Annotated in this window: 17 protein-coding genes; 14 read left to right on the forward strand and 3 right to left on the reverse strand. The window is 63.5% G+C overall.

Features of this window, described 5'->3' with window-relative positions:
• From AC07SI_RS05630 to AC07SI_RS05680, 11 genes are all read left to right on the forward strand, one after another.
• A complete protein-coding gene (locus AC07SI_RS05630) occupies nt 1-318 on the forward strand; it encodes an STAS domain-containing protein (RefSeq protein WP_106804043.1) in 318 nt (105 codons plus the stop codon).
• 2 nt (nt 319-320) lie between these two features.
• Entirely contained in the window at nt 321-2,300 is a 1,980-nt protein-coding gene (locus AC07SI_RS05635; protein WP_495005336.1) for a chemotaxis protein CheA, read from the forward strand.
• Between the two features lie 19 nt (nt 2,301-2,319).
• On the forward strand, nt 2,320-3,954 hold the full coding sequence (locus AC07SI_RS05640) for a methyl-accepting chemotaxis protein (protein ID WP_120448483.1): 1,635 nt from the start codon (nt 2,320-2,322) through the stop codon (nt 3,952-3,954).
• Between the two features lie 11 nt (nt 3,955-3,965).
• Nucleotides 3,966-4,493 carry a chemotaxis protein CheW gene (locus AC07SI_RS05645; protein ID WP_065904929.1) on the forward strand — a complete coding sequence of 176 codons (528 nt, stop codon included), beginning with the start codon at nt 3,966-3,968 and terminating at the stop codon, nt 4,491-4,493.
• Nucleotides 4,494-5,306 (forward strand): CheR family methyltransferase, encoded by an 813-nt coding sequence (locus tag AC07SI_RS05650; protein WP_065904927.1) that lies wholly within the window; start codon nt 4,494-4,496, stop codon nt 5,304-5,306.
• Complete coding sequence (locus tag AC07SI_RS05655) at nt 5,303-5,794, forward strand: chemotaxis protein CheD (RefSeq protein WP_495005337.1); 492 nt, start codon at nt 5,303-5,305, stop codon at nt 5,792-5,794. The genes AC07SI_RS05650 and AC07SI_RS05655 overlap by 4 nt, the downstream gene beginning before the upstream one ends.
• Nucleotides 5,791-6,843, forward strand: coding sequence for a protein-glutamate methylesterase/protein-glutamine glutaminase (locus AC07SI_RS05660; RefSeq protein WP_106804049.1), 1,053 nt, complete (start codon nt 5,791-5,793; stop codon nt 6,841-6,843). The genes AC07SI_RS05655 and AC07SI_RS05660 overlap by 4 nt, the downstream gene beginning before the upstream one ends.
• Nucleotides 6,844-6,959: 116 nt before the next feature.
• On the forward strand, nt 6,960-7,616 hold the full coding sequence (locus tag AC07SI_RS05665; protein ID WP_106804050.1) for a response regulator: 657 nt from the start codon (nt 6,960-6,962) through the stop codon (nt 7,614-7,616).
• Between the two features lie 249 nt (nt 7,617-7,865).
• Nucleotides 7,866-8,306: a GNAT family N-acetyltransferase gene (locus tag AC07SI_RS05670; RefSeq protein ID WP_065904920.1), complete on the forward strand. Its 441-nt coding sequence runs from the start codon at nt 7,866-7,868 to the stop codon at nt 8,304-8,306.
• Nucleotides 8,303-8,896, forward strand: coding sequence for an FMN-dependent NADH-azoreductase (locus AC07SI_RS05675; protein ID WP_495005338.1), 594 nt, complete (start codon nt 8,303-8,305; stop codon nt 8,894-8,896). Before AC07SI_RS05670 ends, AC07SI_RS05675 begins: the two co-directional genes overlap by 4 nt.
• 59 nt (nt 8,897-8,955) lie before the next feature.
• The gene (locus tag AC07SI_RS05680; protein WP_495005339.1) at nt 8,956-10,107 is read left to right on the forward strand and encodes a MalY/PatB family protein; all 1,152 of its coding nucleotides are present in this window, start codon (nt 8,956-8,958) and stop codon (nt 10,105-10,107) included.
• Between the two features lie 130 nt (nt 10,108-10,237).
• Here AC07SI_RS05680 and AC07SI_RS05685 read toward each other — a convergent pair whose 3' ends face one another.
• The gene (locus AC07SI_RS05685; RefSeq protein ID WP_003173733.1) at nt 10,238-10,453 is read right to left on the reverse strand and encodes a TOBE domain-containing protein; all 216 of its coding nucleotides are present in this window, start codon (nt 10,451-10,453) and stop codon (nt 10,238-10,240) included.
• A 319-nt stretch (nt 10,454-10,772) separates the two neighbouring features.
• Here AC07SI_RS05685 and AC07SI_RS05690 point away from each other — a divergent pair, with 319 nt between their 5' ends.
• From AC07SI_RS05690 to AC07SI_RS05700, 3 genes are read left to right on the forward strand one after another with little or no spacing between them, the layout of a single operon-like run.
• Nucleotides 10,773-11,744 (forward strand): aliphatic sulfonate ABC transporter substrate-binding protein, encoded by a 972-nt coding sequence (locus tag AC07SI_RS05690; RefSeq protein WP_495005340.1) that lies wholly within the window; start codon nt 10,773-10,775, stop codon nt 11,742-11,744.
• A 10-nt stretch (nt 11,745-11,754) separates the two neighbouring features.
• Nucleotides 11,755-12,582 carry an ABC transporter permease gene (locus AC07SI_RS05695; protein ID WP_495005341.1) on the forward strand — a complete coding sequence of 276 codons (828 nt, stop codon included), beginning with the start codon at nt 11,755-11,757 and terminating at the stop codon, nt 12,580-12,582.
• Complete coding sequence (locus tag AC07SI_RS05700; protein WP_120448475.1) at nt 12,579-13,292, forward strand: ABC transporter ATP-binding protein; 714 nt, start codon at nt 12,579-12,581, stop codon at nt 13,290-13,292. The genes AC07SI_RS05695 and AC07SI_RS05700 overlap by 4 nt, the downstream gene beginning before the upstream one ends.
• 368 nt (nt 13,293-13,660) lie before the next feature.
• Here AC07SI_RS05700 and AC07SI_RS05705 read toward each other — a convergent pair whose 3' ends face one another.
• Both AC07SI_RS05705 and AC07SI_RS05710 read right to left on the reverse strand, forming a co-directional pair.
• Nucleotides 13,661-14,587, reverse strand: coding sequence for a FecR domain-containing protein (locus tag AC07SI_RS05705; RefSeq protein WP_495005342.1), 927 nt, complete (start codon nt 14,585-14,587; stop codon nt 13,661-13,663).
• The gene (locus AC07SI_RS05710; protein ID WP_106804057.1) at nt 14,584-15,102 is read right to left on the reverse strand and encodes a sigma-70 family RNA polymerase sigma factor; all 519 of its coding nucleotides are present in this window, start codon (nt 15,100-15,102) and stop codon (nt 14,584-14,586) included. The genes AC07SI_RS05705 and AC07SI_RS05710 overlap by 4 nt, the downstream gene beginning before the upstream one ends.
• Nucleotides 15,103-15,143 lie beyond the last annotated feature (41 nt).

Genomic DNA, 15,143 nt, shown 5'->3' on the forward strand with positions numbered 1-15,143 from the left:
ATGTTCACGCTGACCCCTTCCGCTTTCGGCGGCCCGACGCGCATTCGTATCGACGGTGACCTGAGCATTTATCAGGTCAGCGAGGCGCGGGATGCCTTTGTCGCGCTGTTGCCGCTCAACGCCGACGCCTGGCAGCTTGACCTGGCCGGTATCGGCGATTTCGACAGCGCCGGCCTGCAATTGCTGCTGGTGATGCAACGCGCGCTCAGCCAGGGCGGTAGCCCGGTGACCGTGGTCGATGCCGCCCCGGCCGTGCGCGAAACCCTCGCACTGTTGCGCCTGGAATCACTGTTTCCCAACGCTCGGATCGAGGATTGACCATGCTCACTGGCGAACAGTGGAACCAATTGCTCCAGGGCTTCCTGAGCGAAGGCCGGGACTTGCTCAAAGATGCCGAAGACAGCCTGCTTCAACTGGAAACCGCGCCCGAAGACAGCGACGCGGTCAACGGTTTGTTCCGCGCCGTGCACACGTTGAAGGGCTCGGCGGGTATTTTCTCGCTGACACCGCTGGTCAATCTCACCCATCACCTTGAAAGCCTGCTGATGCAAGTGCGCGACGGCCAGCGCACGCTCAATGAAGACCTCACCTCCTTGATGCTGCGCTGCATGGACGAACTGCGCCGGATGCTTGAAGCCGTCGACCCCGCCACCGGCGAGATGCACACCGACCTGGCCCAACAGGCACTGTTGCTCGACGCCCTCGCCCAGGCGCGTGGCCTGAGTGACGACACGCTCGTCGTCGACAGCGTGCCGGCCGCGCCGACTATCAGCGCCAATGCGCAACTCTGGCAACTGTCGATCGACTTCAGCGAGGCGCTGTTGCGCAACGGGTTCGACCCGGCGGCCTTCCTGCGTTACCTCAGCCGCCTGGGCGAAATCGTCACCCTGCACACCCGCACCGACCGGCTGCCGGGCCTCGACAGCTTCGACCCCGAAGCCTGTTACCTGGGCTTTACCTTGACCCTGCGCAGCGCCGCGAGCCGCGAGGAGATCGCCGACGTCTTCGACTTCATCGTCGACTTCTGCACCCTCACCCTCGAACCCTGCGCCGAGCCTGCGCCCACCCTGGCCGCGCCCGCCGAAAAAAAATTACCGGCCCGCGACCGCCGTCCGCAAGACACCAGCATGGTCAAGGTCCCTGCGCACAAGCTCGATGAGCTGATCAACCTGGTTGGCGAGCTGGTCATCAGCACCGCCGGTGCGCAGATGCAGGCCAAACGCACTGGCGACAATGCGTGCATCGAAAGCGCCTTGGCCGTGCACCAGCACGTCGAGCAGATCCGCGAGAGCGCGCTGAAACTGCGCATGGTCGAGGTCGGTGAAACCTTCAACCGCTTCCACCGCGTGGTCCGCGATGTCAGCAAGCAACTGGGCAAGCACATCCAGCTGGGCATCCGTGGCGGCGACACCGAGCTGGACAAAACCGTGATCGACAAGATCGCCGACCCGCTCACCCACCTGGTGCGCAATGCTATCGACCATGGCATCGAGTCGGCCGCCGAACGCCTCGCAGCCGGCAAGCCCGCCGAGGGCAACCTGCAGCTCAACGCCTACCATGACTCCGGCATGATCGTGCTGGAAATCAGTGACGACGGGCGCGGCCTGAATACCGCGCGGATTCGCGAAAAAGCCATCGGCAAAGGCCTGATCGAGGCCGACGCGGTGCTCAACGAGGCCGCGATTCACCGGCTGATTTTCGAAGCCGGCTTTTCCACCGCCGAACAGGTGTCCGACCTCTCCGGGCGCGGCGTTGGCATGGACGTGGTGCGCAGCGCCATCGAGCAATTGCGCGGCAGCATCGAGATCGAGTCGCAGCAAGGCCTGGGCTGCACCTTCCGGATTCGCCTGCCGCTGACCCTGGCGATCATTGACGGCTTTCACGTGGGCGTGGGCCAGGACAGTTTTGTCATCCCGCTGGACATGGTCACCGAATGCATGGAGGCCAGCGCCGCGTCGCTCACCAGCCAGTACGGCTACCTCAACCTGCGCGGCACGCCGCTGCCGTGCATAGCCCTGGATCAACACTTCGGGCTGCCCGCGAGCACTGCCCGGCGCCGCAATATCGTGGTGGTCAGCCAAGGCCGGCAGCACGCCGGATTGATCGTCGACCACCTGCTGGGCGAGCAGCAAACCGTGATCAAGCCACTCGGCCAGATGTTCCAGCACCTGCGCGGCATCAGTGGCTCGACCATCCTCGGCTCCGGGCAAGTGGCGCTGATCCTGGATGTGCCCAGCCTGTTCCGACAGCTGCAGGCCCCTGCCGCCCTCGACGTATCCCTTTTAGAACCCCTTGCCTAGCCTTTTCAGGAGAAACCGCATGCAATTTGTTCGCAACATGAAGATAGGCATCCGACTCACCGCCGGTTTTCTGGTGGTCGTCGCGTTGACCGCGATCATCGGGTTTATCGGCATCCGCAACCTCGAACAGGTGAATGGCCTGTCCGACCGCATGTACGAGCTGGACGTCACGGGCTTGAGCACCCTGCAGGAAGCCAATATCCAGCTGATCGTCGCCGGCCGCTCGATGCGCCAGAGCCTGTTGTCGACCAACCACGCGGCGCGTGAGCAGGCGGCGAACCAGGCCAAGGCCGCACTGGATAAAACCCGCACGCTGATCAACAGCGCTCGCGCCAGCTTTATCACCAAGGAAGGCATGGCGCAGATCGACCAGCTGGAAACGCCGCTCAAGGACTACGAAAACCTGGTGCACCAGGTGTTGACCCTGCATCAGCAGTCCAGCCAGTTGCAGGAGACCAGCGACGTCACCGACCTGCTGCCCAAGGCCGTGGTCAGCGGCGAGCAGATCGACCGCCTGATCGGCGAAGTCAGCCGCTACAAACAGGAGCGCGCCAAAGAGGCCAATCAGCAAATCTCCGATATCGCCGACCGCTCGCGCCTGCAAATGATCGCGCTGGTCCTCGCCGCCACGCTGTTTGGCGTGGTCATTGGCGTGCTGGTCACGCGCAGTATCACCAAGCCGCTCAACGGTGCGGTGGCCGCCGCCAACCGCATGGCCGCCGGCGACCTGAGCCAGGACCTGCAGGCAGACAGCCGCGATGAAACCGGCCAGTTGCTCGCGGCCATGCAAAACATGACCGAGCGCTTGCGCAGCATCCTCGGGGATGTGCGCAGCTCCGCCGATTCACTCTCCTCGGCCTCCGAGCAAGTCAGCTCCACCTCGCAGTCACTGAGCCAGGCCGCCAACGAACAGGCGGCCAGCGTCGAGCAGACCAGCGCCTCGGTCGAGGAAATGTCGGCGTCGATCGCCCAGAACACTGAAAGCGCAAAAATCACCGACGGCATTGCCGGCAAAGCCGCCAACGACGCGGTGCAAGGCGGTGGCGCGGTCAGCGACACGGTGCTGGCGATGAAGCAGATTGCCGACAAGATCAGCATCATCGACGACATCGCCTACCAGACCAACCTGCTGGCGCTCAACGCCGCCATCGAAGCGGCCCGCGCCGGTGATCACGGCAAAGGCTTCGCGGTGGTCGCCGCCGAAGTGCGCAAGCTCGCCGAACGCAGCCAGGTGGCGGCCCAGGAGATCGGTCAAGTCGCCTCCAGCAGCGTGCACCTGGCCGAACAGGCTGGCCGCCTGTTGAACGAAATCGTCCCGAACATCCAGAAAACCTCGGACCTGGTGCAGGAAATCACTGCCGCCTCGCAGGAACAAAGCAGCGCCGCCGGGCAGATCAATATTGCCATGGGCCAGATGAACCAAATCACCCAGCAAAACGCCGCCGCCTCGGAAGAGCTTGCCGCCACCGCCGAAGAAATGAACGCCCAGGCCGGACAATTGCAGGAGCTGATCGGCTTCTTCCGCTTCGAACAGGACGGCCCCGCACTCAAGCGTGGCCTGCCGCGCAGCCAGGACAACTACCCCAGCGCGTCGCCAAGCTGGTCCAAGGGCAGGACGACGGTCGATGAAGGCCAGTTCGTCAGTTTCAATTGAGCACCGCGCCCATGACTTCTCTTGCCAACCAACGTTTTCAAACCGTCGACTCACTGGCCGAACCCCTGAGCATCCAGCACTTGTCGTTTCGCGTGCGTGACGCGGACTATGCGCTGCCGATCGAACTGGTGCGCGAGATCATCGAATACGCACAAGTGACGGCCGTGCCGATGATGCCGGCGTTTATCCATGGCGTGATCAACCTGCGCGGCAATGTCGTGCCGGTGCTGGACCTGGCCGCGCGCTTTGGCTTCGAGCTGACCCGCGCGGGCAACCGCACCTGCATTGTCATCATCGAACTGGCCTTGAGCGACAGCACCCAGGCCATCGGCCTGGTCGTGGATGCCGTCGACGCGGTGCTCGACATCGACCCGCAGCAGGTGGTCCAACCGCCGCCGTTCGGCGCCGGGATCCGCACCGACTTCATCGCCGGCATGGCCCGCAATGAACAAGGTTTCACGATCATTCTCGATATCGCCCAGGTATTGTCGCTGGATGACATCGCGCAATTGAGCCTTGCCGTCACGAACGGCCTTTGAATGTCTGCACTTTTAACCCTGCCGAAACTCGCCGAACACGAGTTTCGCCGCTTGCAGAAACTCATGGCCGAGGCGTCGGGCATCCAGTTGGCGCCCAACAAACGCCCGCTGGTCGCCGGCCGCCTGATGAAGCGCCTGCGCCACTATCGGCTGGGCAGCTACGCCGATTACTTGCAGTTGCTCGACAACCCGTTGTTCATCAAGGAGCGGCGGCTGGTGGTGGATTTACTCACCACCAACGAAACGTACTTTTTTCGTGAGCATCCGCACTTCGATTTCTTCGGCGAATGGTTGGCCCGCCAGCGCGGACCGCAGAAGATCTGGAGTGCCGCCTGTTCCTCCGGCGAAGAGCCTTACAGCCTGGCAATGGTTGCCAGCGAAAACGCGCGCACGCAGGACTGGTCCATCGTCGCCAGCGACCTGAGCCAAAGCATGCTCGCACGGGCCCGCGACGGCATCTATGACATGGCCCAGGCCAAGTATTTCCCCGAGGGTTGGCTCAAGCGCTATTGCCTGAACGGCGTCGGCGACATGAGCGGGCGATTTCGCGTGCAGGCCGCGCTGCGCGAGCGCATCACCCTGCGTGAGATCAACCTTACGCAACCGCTGCCAGAGGCACTCGGGCCTTTCGACGTGATCTTTTTGCGCAACGTACTGATCTATTTCAACAACGAAGAGAAACAGCGGATTGTCCGGCGCCTGATTACCCAGCTGCGCGTCGGCGGCCTGCTGTTTATCGGGCACGCGGAAAGCATCCACGGCTTTGATCTGCCAATGCGCCTGACCTGCCCTTCGGTCTACGAGCTTTTATGAAACCTTCGATATTCCTGCACCCCGGCGATTACTTCTTCGGGACCCACGACGGCGTGGTCACCACCTTGCTCGGCAGTTGCGTCGCCGTGGTGCTGTGGCACCCACACCGACGGCTGCTGGCGGTCTCGCACTTCCTGCTGCCCAACGATCCGGGCGCAGGCACACGCCTGGACACCCGTTACGGCGAGTCCGTGTTCAAGCGCATCCACGCCGACATGGCCCGCCACGGCACGCAACCTACGGAGTACCGCAAGGGCATTTTCGGCGGTGGCAGCCTGGTGCGCTTCGAAGGCAACCCACGGCGCAGGGTTGGCGCCGGCAACAGCGCTTTTGCGCGTGAACAGTTCAGCCTGCGCAATTGGTCGGTCGACGCCTGGGACCTCAACGGCGACCATTACCGGCGCCTGCAGGTCAACGGCCGCAGCGGTGCAATCGAGTGCCTGCGCGACGGCCTGCCGTCGCCGCCGGTACGGAGCCTGCCGCGATGATCAAGGTGTTTATCGTCGACGACTCGGCGCTGGTGCGCCAGGTGCTCACCAGTTGCCTGGCCAGCCACCCACGGATCACGGTCATCGGCCAGGCGGCCGACCCGCTCTACGCCATCGAAAAAATGCGCCGCGACTGGCCGGACGTGCTGGTGCTCGACATCGAAATGCCGCGCATGGACGGCCTGACCTTCCTGCGCCAGCTCATGCGCGAACGTCCGACGCCGACCATCATCTGCTCGACGCTGACCGAGCAGGGCAACAGCGTCGCCGTCGAGGCGCTGTCGGCAGGCGCCGTGGGCGTATTCACCAAGGCGCGGCTGGGGCTCAAGCAAAGCCTGGAAGCGTTGTCGGCCGAGTTGATACGCAAGATCGAGGATGGCGCCAAGACCCGTCCACGCGCCCTGCCCGCGACGGTGACGGCGCCTGGCGAGGACAGCCGGATTGCACCGGTCAACCGGCTGCGCACCACCGAAAAAGTCGTCGCGCTCGGCTGTTCCACCGGTGGCACGCAAGCCCTCGAATTTGTCTTGCGCCAATTGCCACGTGACTGCCCGGGGATTGTCATCGTTCAACACATGCCGGAAAAATTCACCGCCGACTTTGCCCGGCGCCTGGACAAGCTCTGCCAGATCGAAGTGCGCGAGGCCAGGCATCTGGATCGGGTGCACAGTGGCCTGGCATTGTTGGCCCCCGGCGGCTTGCATATGCAACTCAAGCGCAGCGGTGCGCACTACCAGGTCGAGGTTGTGGACGGCCCGCCGGTTAACCGGCATAAACCTTCGGTAGACGTGCTGTTTCGTTCGATCGCCAGGCATGCCGCGCCCAGCGCCTTGGGCATGATCATGACCGGCATGGGCGACGACGGCGCGCGCGGGCTGCTGGCAATGCGTGAAAATGGCGCGCAGACCATCGCCCAGGATGAGGCCAGTTGCGTGGTCTTTGGCATGCCCAGGGAAGCGATCAAACTGGGCTCGGCCCAAGCCGTTGAACCGTTGAATAAATTCTCCCGCTTGATCCAGGAGTTTGGCGATAACGCGCGCCACGGCTGAAAAGTCTTCACACTCTACGACCTGCGCGTTAACCCCTGTAGACACGGACGCTACACAGTAAATTACAGCAGCGAGATCAACGCTGCCTCTTGTCTCTGCGATTTGGGCTGAAGCCTATGCGTTGTCGAATCCTTGTAGCGAATGTATATCCCCTGTTACGTGCCGGCCTGCGTGCACTCCTGGAGCAAAAAGAGCCCTACGAAGTCATCGCGGAAGCCGACAGTGAGAGCACCACCCTCGAACTCGCCTCGAGCCTGCAACCGGACATTATCGTGTTCGACATGGATATCGAACGGGTTGCGTGCATGAAACTGCTCAAGAGCCTGTCGATCAGCGCGCCGGCCAGCCGCATCCTGATGATCTCGACCCATAAGGATTCCAGCTTCGTGATGCAGTGCCTGCAACTCGGCACCAAGGGCTATCTGTTGAAAAGTGCCAGCGTGCTTGAGCTCGAACTCGCGCTGGAGGCGCTCAAGAGCGGCGGCCAGTACCTGTCGGTACCGGTTGTGTCGTTGGTGGTCAGCCAGGCCGTCAAGCAGACTCGCGAAGAAACCAAGCCCATCTCGCACTCGAAACTGACCGTGCGCCAACTGGAGATACTCCGGTTGATCGCCCGCGGCGAAACCACGCGCAATATTGCCCAAGGCCTGCGGCTGAGCATCAAGACGATCGAGGCACATCGCTCGCAGATCATGCATCGCCTGCACATCCATGATGTCGCCAGCCTGGTGATGTTTGCGGTACGCGAAGGGATCGTGCAGATAAACGACTAAGACCGGCCTCCCCGACCGGCGATCCGGCTCCGCCACGCACGCCCCGCGCACTGCATTTCAACGCCGCCCCACAGGCGCTACGCCTGATCATGTCCCAGGCCACTTGTCCATTCATGCCCCTGTTGGTTCGCCTGGCTACCCGCGAAAATGGCGCCTCTCTTGCGTGCCACCAGGAACTGCCCATGCCTTCTCGCCTCAACAATGCCCCCGCCACCTGCGCCAGCCAGGCGTGCCAGGAGCACTTCAAGCATGCATGAGTCTGTCGAGTTCGTAGCGATGCAAACCGAGGCCGAGTGCATCGCCAGCTTTGCGCTGATGCAGCAACTGCGCCCTCACCTGACCGACGCCAGCGCCTTCGCCGCGCAGGTCCAACGGCAACGGCAAAACGGCTACCACCTGTTGGCCGCGCGCGAGCACGGCAAGGTGATTGGCCTGGCCGGCTACCGGCTGACGGAAAACACCCTGTATGGCCGGTTTATCTACGTCGACGATTTAGTCGTGGACGCCGCCCTGCAGCGTCGACGCCTGGGCGAACAACTGCTCGAGCGGGTCCGCGAAGAAACCCGCGCCCGTGGCTATCGCTGGCTGGTGCTCGACACCGGCATGCACATGGCCCTGGCCCAGCGTTTCTATTTCCGCCAGGGCCTGTTGCCGTTGGGCATGCATTTCTCCCAGGACCTGAGCCAATGACCCGCGCCCTGTTGCTGAGTTTCAGCCCGCATGGCAAGGCGGCGCAGACCTTCAAGCTGGCTCGTGCGCTGCTGCGCGACCTGGTACCGGACGCCGCAGTGACGGAGCGCGACTATGGCGGCCAGGCCCTGCCACCGCTGAGCCGCGAATACGCCAACGCCCTCACCACCCCGGGCGGCTTGAGCGGCAGCGCCACCGCGCGGTCGGAGGAGTTGATCGTCGAGCTGGAGGCCTGCGACCTGCTGGTCATCTGCACCCCCGTGCATAATTTCAGCGTGCCGGCGGCGCTCAAGAGCTGGATCGACCATGTGGTGCGCATCCAGCGCAGCTTCACGGTGACTGCGCAGTTCGAAAAAGTCGGCTTGCTCAAGGACCGCCGCACCTTTGTGCTGGTCAGTTCCGGCAATGCCCGCAAGGGCCATGAGCCGGACTTCCTGACGCCGTACATGCACGCCATCCTCGCCACGGTGGGCATCCACACGGTGGATTTCATCTACCTGGGCGCGATGGTGCGTGGCGCGGAAGCGGTCAACCGCGCGGTGGAACTCGCCCACCGGCAACTGTCCGAGGCAATCAGCTCTGGCCTATAAAAATAATGGCGCTAGAATCAGCGCCATTCTTGCGCCCGCCTCCCTGACACGAGCCTCCCATGAGCTTTGATTTCGACACGATCCACCCCCGCCTCGGCACCGGCAGCACCAAGTGGAACCGTTATCCGTCCGACGTTTTGCCGATGTGGATCGCCGACATGGATATCGCCGCGCCACCTGCGGTGCTGCAGGCGCTGCGCGCGCGCCTCGACCAGCAGATCCTCGGCTACAGCGTGGCCGGTCCGGATGTGCGCAAAGCCATTGTCGCCGACCTGTGGGCCAAGTACGCCTGGCGCGTGCAACCGGAAGAACTGCTGTTTTTGCCCGGCGTCGAACCGGGCTTCAATATGGCGCTGCACGCCTTTGTGCAACCCGGCCAGCCGGTGGTGCTGCAGACCCCCAACTATCGCCCGATCCGCCTGGCGCCGGGGCACTGGGACCTGCCGCGTATCGAAGTGCCGTTCGAATTGGTCAACGGTGAATACCTGACCCCACTGCCGGCCCTGCGCCAGGCACTCGACGGCGCCGGCGCGCTGCTGTTGAGCAACCCGCACAACCCGATGGGCAAAGTCTTCCCGCGCAAAGAACTGCTGGCCGTGGCCACTGCCTGCCTGGAACACGGCGCGCTGATCATCAGCGACGAGATTCACGCCGAGCTGTGCTTCGACGGCCGCCGGCACATCCCCACCGCGAGCCTCAGCCCAGAGATCGCCCAGCGCACCATCACCCTGATGTCGGCGAGCAAGGCCTATAACGTCGCCGGCCTGAAGACCTGCTTTGCCGTGGTGCAGAACGCCGAGATTCGCGAGCGCTTCAACCAGGCGCGCTGCGGCATGGTCGACAGCGTCAGCCCCCTGGGCCTGGAGGCCACCCGCGCCGCCTACAGCCAGTGTGGCGACTGGCTGGAGGCGCTGGTCGGGTACCTGCAAGCCAACCGCGACTACCTGCTCGACGCGGTCAACACGCGCCTGCCCGGCGTCGTCATGCACGCCCCGCAGGGCACCTACCTGGCCTGGCTGGATTGCAGCGCCCTGGGCCTGGACGACCCGCAGCAGTTCTTCCTCGAACACGCCAAGGTCGGCCTGAGCGCAGGGATCGAATTCGGCGACGACAGCCAGCAGTTCGTGCGCCTGAACTTCGGCTGCCCACGCTCGATGCTCGAAGAAGGCCTGCAACGCATGGAGCATGCCTTGCGTCACCGCCGGGGCTGATTCGCGACGTTGACGGTACGCAAAAAAAATGTGGGAGCGGGCTTGCTCGCGAATGCACCGGGACAGTTAACGATGGGTTGACTGACACAATGCCTTCGCGAGCAAGCCCGCTCCCACATTTGTATGGGGTTCACAATTTGGCGATGGATACTTCGGTGGACTTCACAAACGCAATCACTTCACTGCCGACCTTCAATTCCAGATCGCGCACCGAGCGGGTGGTGATCACCGAAGTGACGATACCCGACGCGGTTTGCACGTCGATTTCGGACACCACTTCGCCCAGCAGGATCTCCTTGATCACGCCCTTGAACTGGTTGCGCACGTTGATCGCTTTAATGGTCATGTCGGGTTTCCTTTTGGCTGTTGGGTCAATCCGCACGAATGCGCAGGCCCTCAAAATGCGCTATCACGGAGAACATTAAAAGGAATAAATAACTCTTTATTTATACGATTTAGAAATATATCAACTGTTTGCCTGCCAACAGTGGTTCAACAATCTGCTACACCCACCAACAGCCTGACCCGTCCAAACCTCAGCAAATCCGGCCTCGCGCAAGATGGCACAGAGACTGCATATTCCTATAAAGCATGATGGAACATGCCATCTCAGTTTTCTGAATATAAGAAAAGCCTTCTCTCAACGCCTTGTCCGGAGCTGTTCCATGAAACCTTTGACCCAACGTCTACTCGGCGCCTGTGCCCTCGCCCTGTGCCTGCAATCGCCGGCCTTCGCCGCCGAGACCGACCCGGCCGAAGTCAACCTCGACTACGCCTACTACTCCCCCGTCAGCCTGGTGCTCAAACACTTCGGTTGGCTGGAACAGGCCCTGCCCAAGAGCAAAGTCGGCTGGGTCCTGAGCCAGGGCAGCAACCGTTCCCTGGAGTACCTCAACAGCGGCGGCGTGGACTTCGCCTCCTCCGCCAGCCTCTCGGCAGTGTTGAGCCGCGCGAACGGCAGCCCGATCAAATCGGTGTACGTCTACAGCCGCGCCGAGTGGACCGCCCTGGTGGTGCGCAAGGACTCGCCGTTCAAGAGCGTGACCGACCTCAAAGGCAAGAAAATCGCGGCCACCAAAGGCACCGACCCGTACCTGTTCACCCTGCGCAGCCTGCAATTGGCCGGGCTGAAAAAAGACGATGCCGAGTTGGTCCACCTGCAGCATCCGGATGGCCGCACCGCGCTGGAAAAAGGTGACGTCGATGCCTGGGCCGGTCTCGACCCGCACATGGCCGCCAGTGAAATCCAGGCCGGCTCGCGCCTGCTCTACCGCAACAAAGACTTCAACAGCTACGGCGTGGTCAGCGTCACCGAAAAATTCGCCAAGGAGCACCCACAGACCATCACCAAAGTACTCGGCGCCTATGAAAGAGCCCGCGATTGGGCAGTGAAGCACCCGGATGAATTCGCCAAGCTGCTCGCCGACGAATCCGGCCTGCCGCTGGAAGTGGCCAAGCTGCAACTGTCGCGCACCGACCTCAGCACCCCGCTGCTGAGCAGCAAGGATGTGCAGTCGTCCAAGGCCGCTGCGCCGATCCTGGTGTCCGAAGAGTTGGTCCGCAAAGGCGTGAATGTCGACCAGGTGATCGACCAGTTGATCGATACCTCGTTCGGCCAAACCCTGACCAAGCCATAAGGGGTCTGTGATGACCAGCAAAACCCAAGCACTGCCGCTGCCTGCGCCGCTGATCAACCCGCGCAGCGCCTGGCCGCGCCGGCTCAAGGGGCTGGTGTTGCCGGTGGCGATCCTGTTGATCCTCGAAGTGGTCGTGCGGGTCGGCTGGCTGCCGTCCTACCAGATGCCGGCGCCAAGCGAGATCGCCGTGACCCTCACCGACCTGGCCGAAGGCGCGTTGTGGAAGCACATCAGCGCCAGCCTCGGCCGGGTATTGCTGGGTTTTGCCATCGGCGCCAGCCTGGCCCTGGTGTTCGCCGCCTGGGTCGGCCTCAGCCGTGAGGCCGAGGCCTATCTGGAACCGACCTTCGCGGGCCTGCGCTCGATCCCGAGCCTGGCCTGGGTGCCGCTGTTGCTGCTGTGGCTGGGCATCGATGAAACCTCGAAAATCGTGCTGATCGCGATTGGTGCGTTCTTCCCGGTGTACCTCAACGGGGTGGCGGCGATCCGCGATATCGACCGCAAGCTGGTGGAGGTCGGGCAAATGTACGGCTTCAGTCGGCGCCGGCTGGTGCGGCGCATCCTGCTGCCCGCCGCCCTGCCCGGCCTGTTCACCGGCTTGCGCAGTGGCCTGAGCCTGGCGTGGATGTTTCTGGTGGCGGCCGAGCTGATCGCGGCGACCAAGGGCCTGGGTTACCTGCTCAGCGATGGGCGCGAAACCTCGCGGCCGGACATCGTGCTGGCGGCAATCATCGTGCTCGCGCTGTTGGGCAAGGTCAGCGACGGCCTGCTCGCCGCGCTGGAAAAACGCTGCCTGGCCTGGCGCGATACTTTCAATGGCCAGGGAGCGCAAACATGAGCCAGCCGTTATTGGAGATTCGGGTGGAGCGTAAAAGCTTCGCCAGCACCACCGTGTTGAAAGACGTGCGCCTGGCCTTGCAGCCCAGGGAAGCCGTGAGCCTGCTGGGCCCCAGCGGTTGCGGCAAGAGCACCTTGCTGCGCATCGTCGCCGGGTTGGAAAAGGACTTCCAGGGCGAGCTGCGCAGCCCCGATGGCGAAGTGGCGTTCGTGTTCCAGGAACCTCGGCTGATGCCCTGGCTCACCGTGGAACAGAACATCGGCTTCAGCGACGACAGCCACTACGACAAGGCCTGGGTCGCGCAGTTGATCGAGGAAGTCGGCCTCAAGGGGTTTGCCCAGGCGCTGCCCAAGGCGCTGTCCGGCGGCATGGCGCAACGCGTGGCCATCGCACGCGGCCTGTATTCACGCCCGCAGGTGTTGCTGCTGGATGAGCCGTTCAGTGCGGTGGATGCATTCACGCGCATGAAACTGCAGGACTTGCTGCTGCAACTGGCCGCGCACCATGCCATCGCACTGCTGCTGGTGACCCATGATGTGGACGAGGCGCTGTACCTGAGTGACCGGGTGCTGGTGATGGACAACCGCCCGAGCAGCATCCGCCAGGAACTGACGGTGGAGCTGCCGCACCCACGGGACCGACGCGACCCACTGCTGGCCCGGCTCAAGGTCGAGTCGCTGACTGAGCTGCAACGGGCGCATGTGATCTGACGTTGATGGTGGTGGAGGGAGGAGTTGCTGGTCTGTCGTGGCCACAGAGCTTTATGTGCCTGCTGGGCTCATTGTGACTTCGGGAATTTCTAGGGCTGATGAACTCATTGTGCCCCCTGGGATTTCTGGGGCTGATGAACTCATTGTGGCGAGCGGGCTTGCCCCGCGTTGGGCTGCGAAGCGGCCCCAGAACCTGACACCGAGGATTGCCTGACACACTGCATTCTGCTGGATTGGGGCTGCTGCGCAGCCCAACGCGGGGCAAGCCCGCTCACCACAATTGAAAACCCAGCAGCCATATAAAGTTCAGCGGCCTCAACAACCCCACCAGGCACATAAAGTCGGCCAGGCAGCCACCACCACACCCCTCAAACAGCCGTGTCCCGCGGTGCCAGGGTCACCCAATAGCGGGTGCGTGAGTGCAGCTCCAGCCCCAGCGTCGAAGCCAGCAGGCTGAGGATGCGGTCGGTGTCGTCGAGGCGGAAACTGCCGGTGACCCGCAGCGATTCCAGGCGCGGATCCCAACGCAATACGCCCGGGCGATAGCGCTCCAGTTCACGCAGGAAATCCCCCAGCGCCTGGTTCTGTGCCGTCAGCACGCCGTCGCGCCAGCCCAGTTGCAGCACATCGAACGGCACCCAGGCACCCAGCCCGCTGGCGTGCAGAGACGCTTGTTGACCGCCTTGCAGCGTCGCCAATTGCCCTTTCAGGTCGCGTACCTGCACCGCACCCTTGACCACCCAGACCCGGCAGCCGGAAGCCAGTTGCCGCACACACACCTCGGCCTGGCTGACGCGCAATTGGCCATAGCGGGTGTCCACGGTCAGCGCTGCCGTACCCGGCACCGTCAGCGCCAGTTCGCCGTCGACCAGGGTCACGCGGCGTTGCGCCAAGTCCACGTCCACTGCCGTCGCGGTGTTGAGCTGCAGGCTGGCGCCGTCCGCCAGTGGCAGGCGCTTGCGCTCGCCGGTGGCGGTGCGCAGGTCGGCACGCCAGGCGTCGAGGGGCAACTGCCGGCTGATCAGCCAGGCCGCCGGCACCAGTGCCGCCACACCCAATGCGCGCTTGAGCACGGCGCGACGCCCCGGTTGCGGGCGGTCGAGGCTGGCCATGGCCAGTGCCTGGGGCAACTCACTGAAGCGCTGGCGCAGGCTTTGCGCGCGCTGCCAGGTCTGTTCGTGCTGGGGATGGCTGTCGCGCCAGTGCTGCAGGGCGGCGTGATCACGCTCGGTGGCGGCGCCGGATTCCAGCAGTGCCAGCCACTGGGCGGCCGCACGCGCGACGTCACGGTTCACAGCTCCACCAGCAGGCAATGTTCATAGGCCTGGGCCATGTAGCGCTTCACGGTGCGCTCGGACACTGCCAGGCGCTCGGCGATCTCGCGATACCCCAGGCCTTCGAGCTGGCTCCACAAGAACGCGCGGCGGACCACGGCCGGCAAGCCATCGAGCAATTCATCCAGGGCCTGCAGGGTTTCCAGCACCAACCAGCGTTGTTCGGGCGACGGAACACAGGCCTCGGGCAAGGTGGCCAGGGCATTCAGGTAGGCCTGTTCGAGGCTGCGGCGCTGATGAAAATTCACCAGCAGGCGCTTGCCGACGGTCACCAGGTAAGCCCGCGGTTCCTGCATCTGCGCGATCGGCTGGGCACTCGCAAGCACCCGCAGGAACGTGTCCTGGCTCAGGTCGGCCGCATCCCAGGCATTGCCCAGGCGCCGCCGCAGCCAGCTTTCCAGCCAACTGCGATGCTCGCGGTACAGGCACGACAAAGTCAGTTCGGGGGCGTGCGTAGGGACAACAGCATCATTCATGGCGAGCAACCTGCAAGGGCGCGATTATGTCTCAAATGAGA

It is taken from the genome of Pseudomonas sp. GW821-FHT05D12, assembly GCF_059419825.1.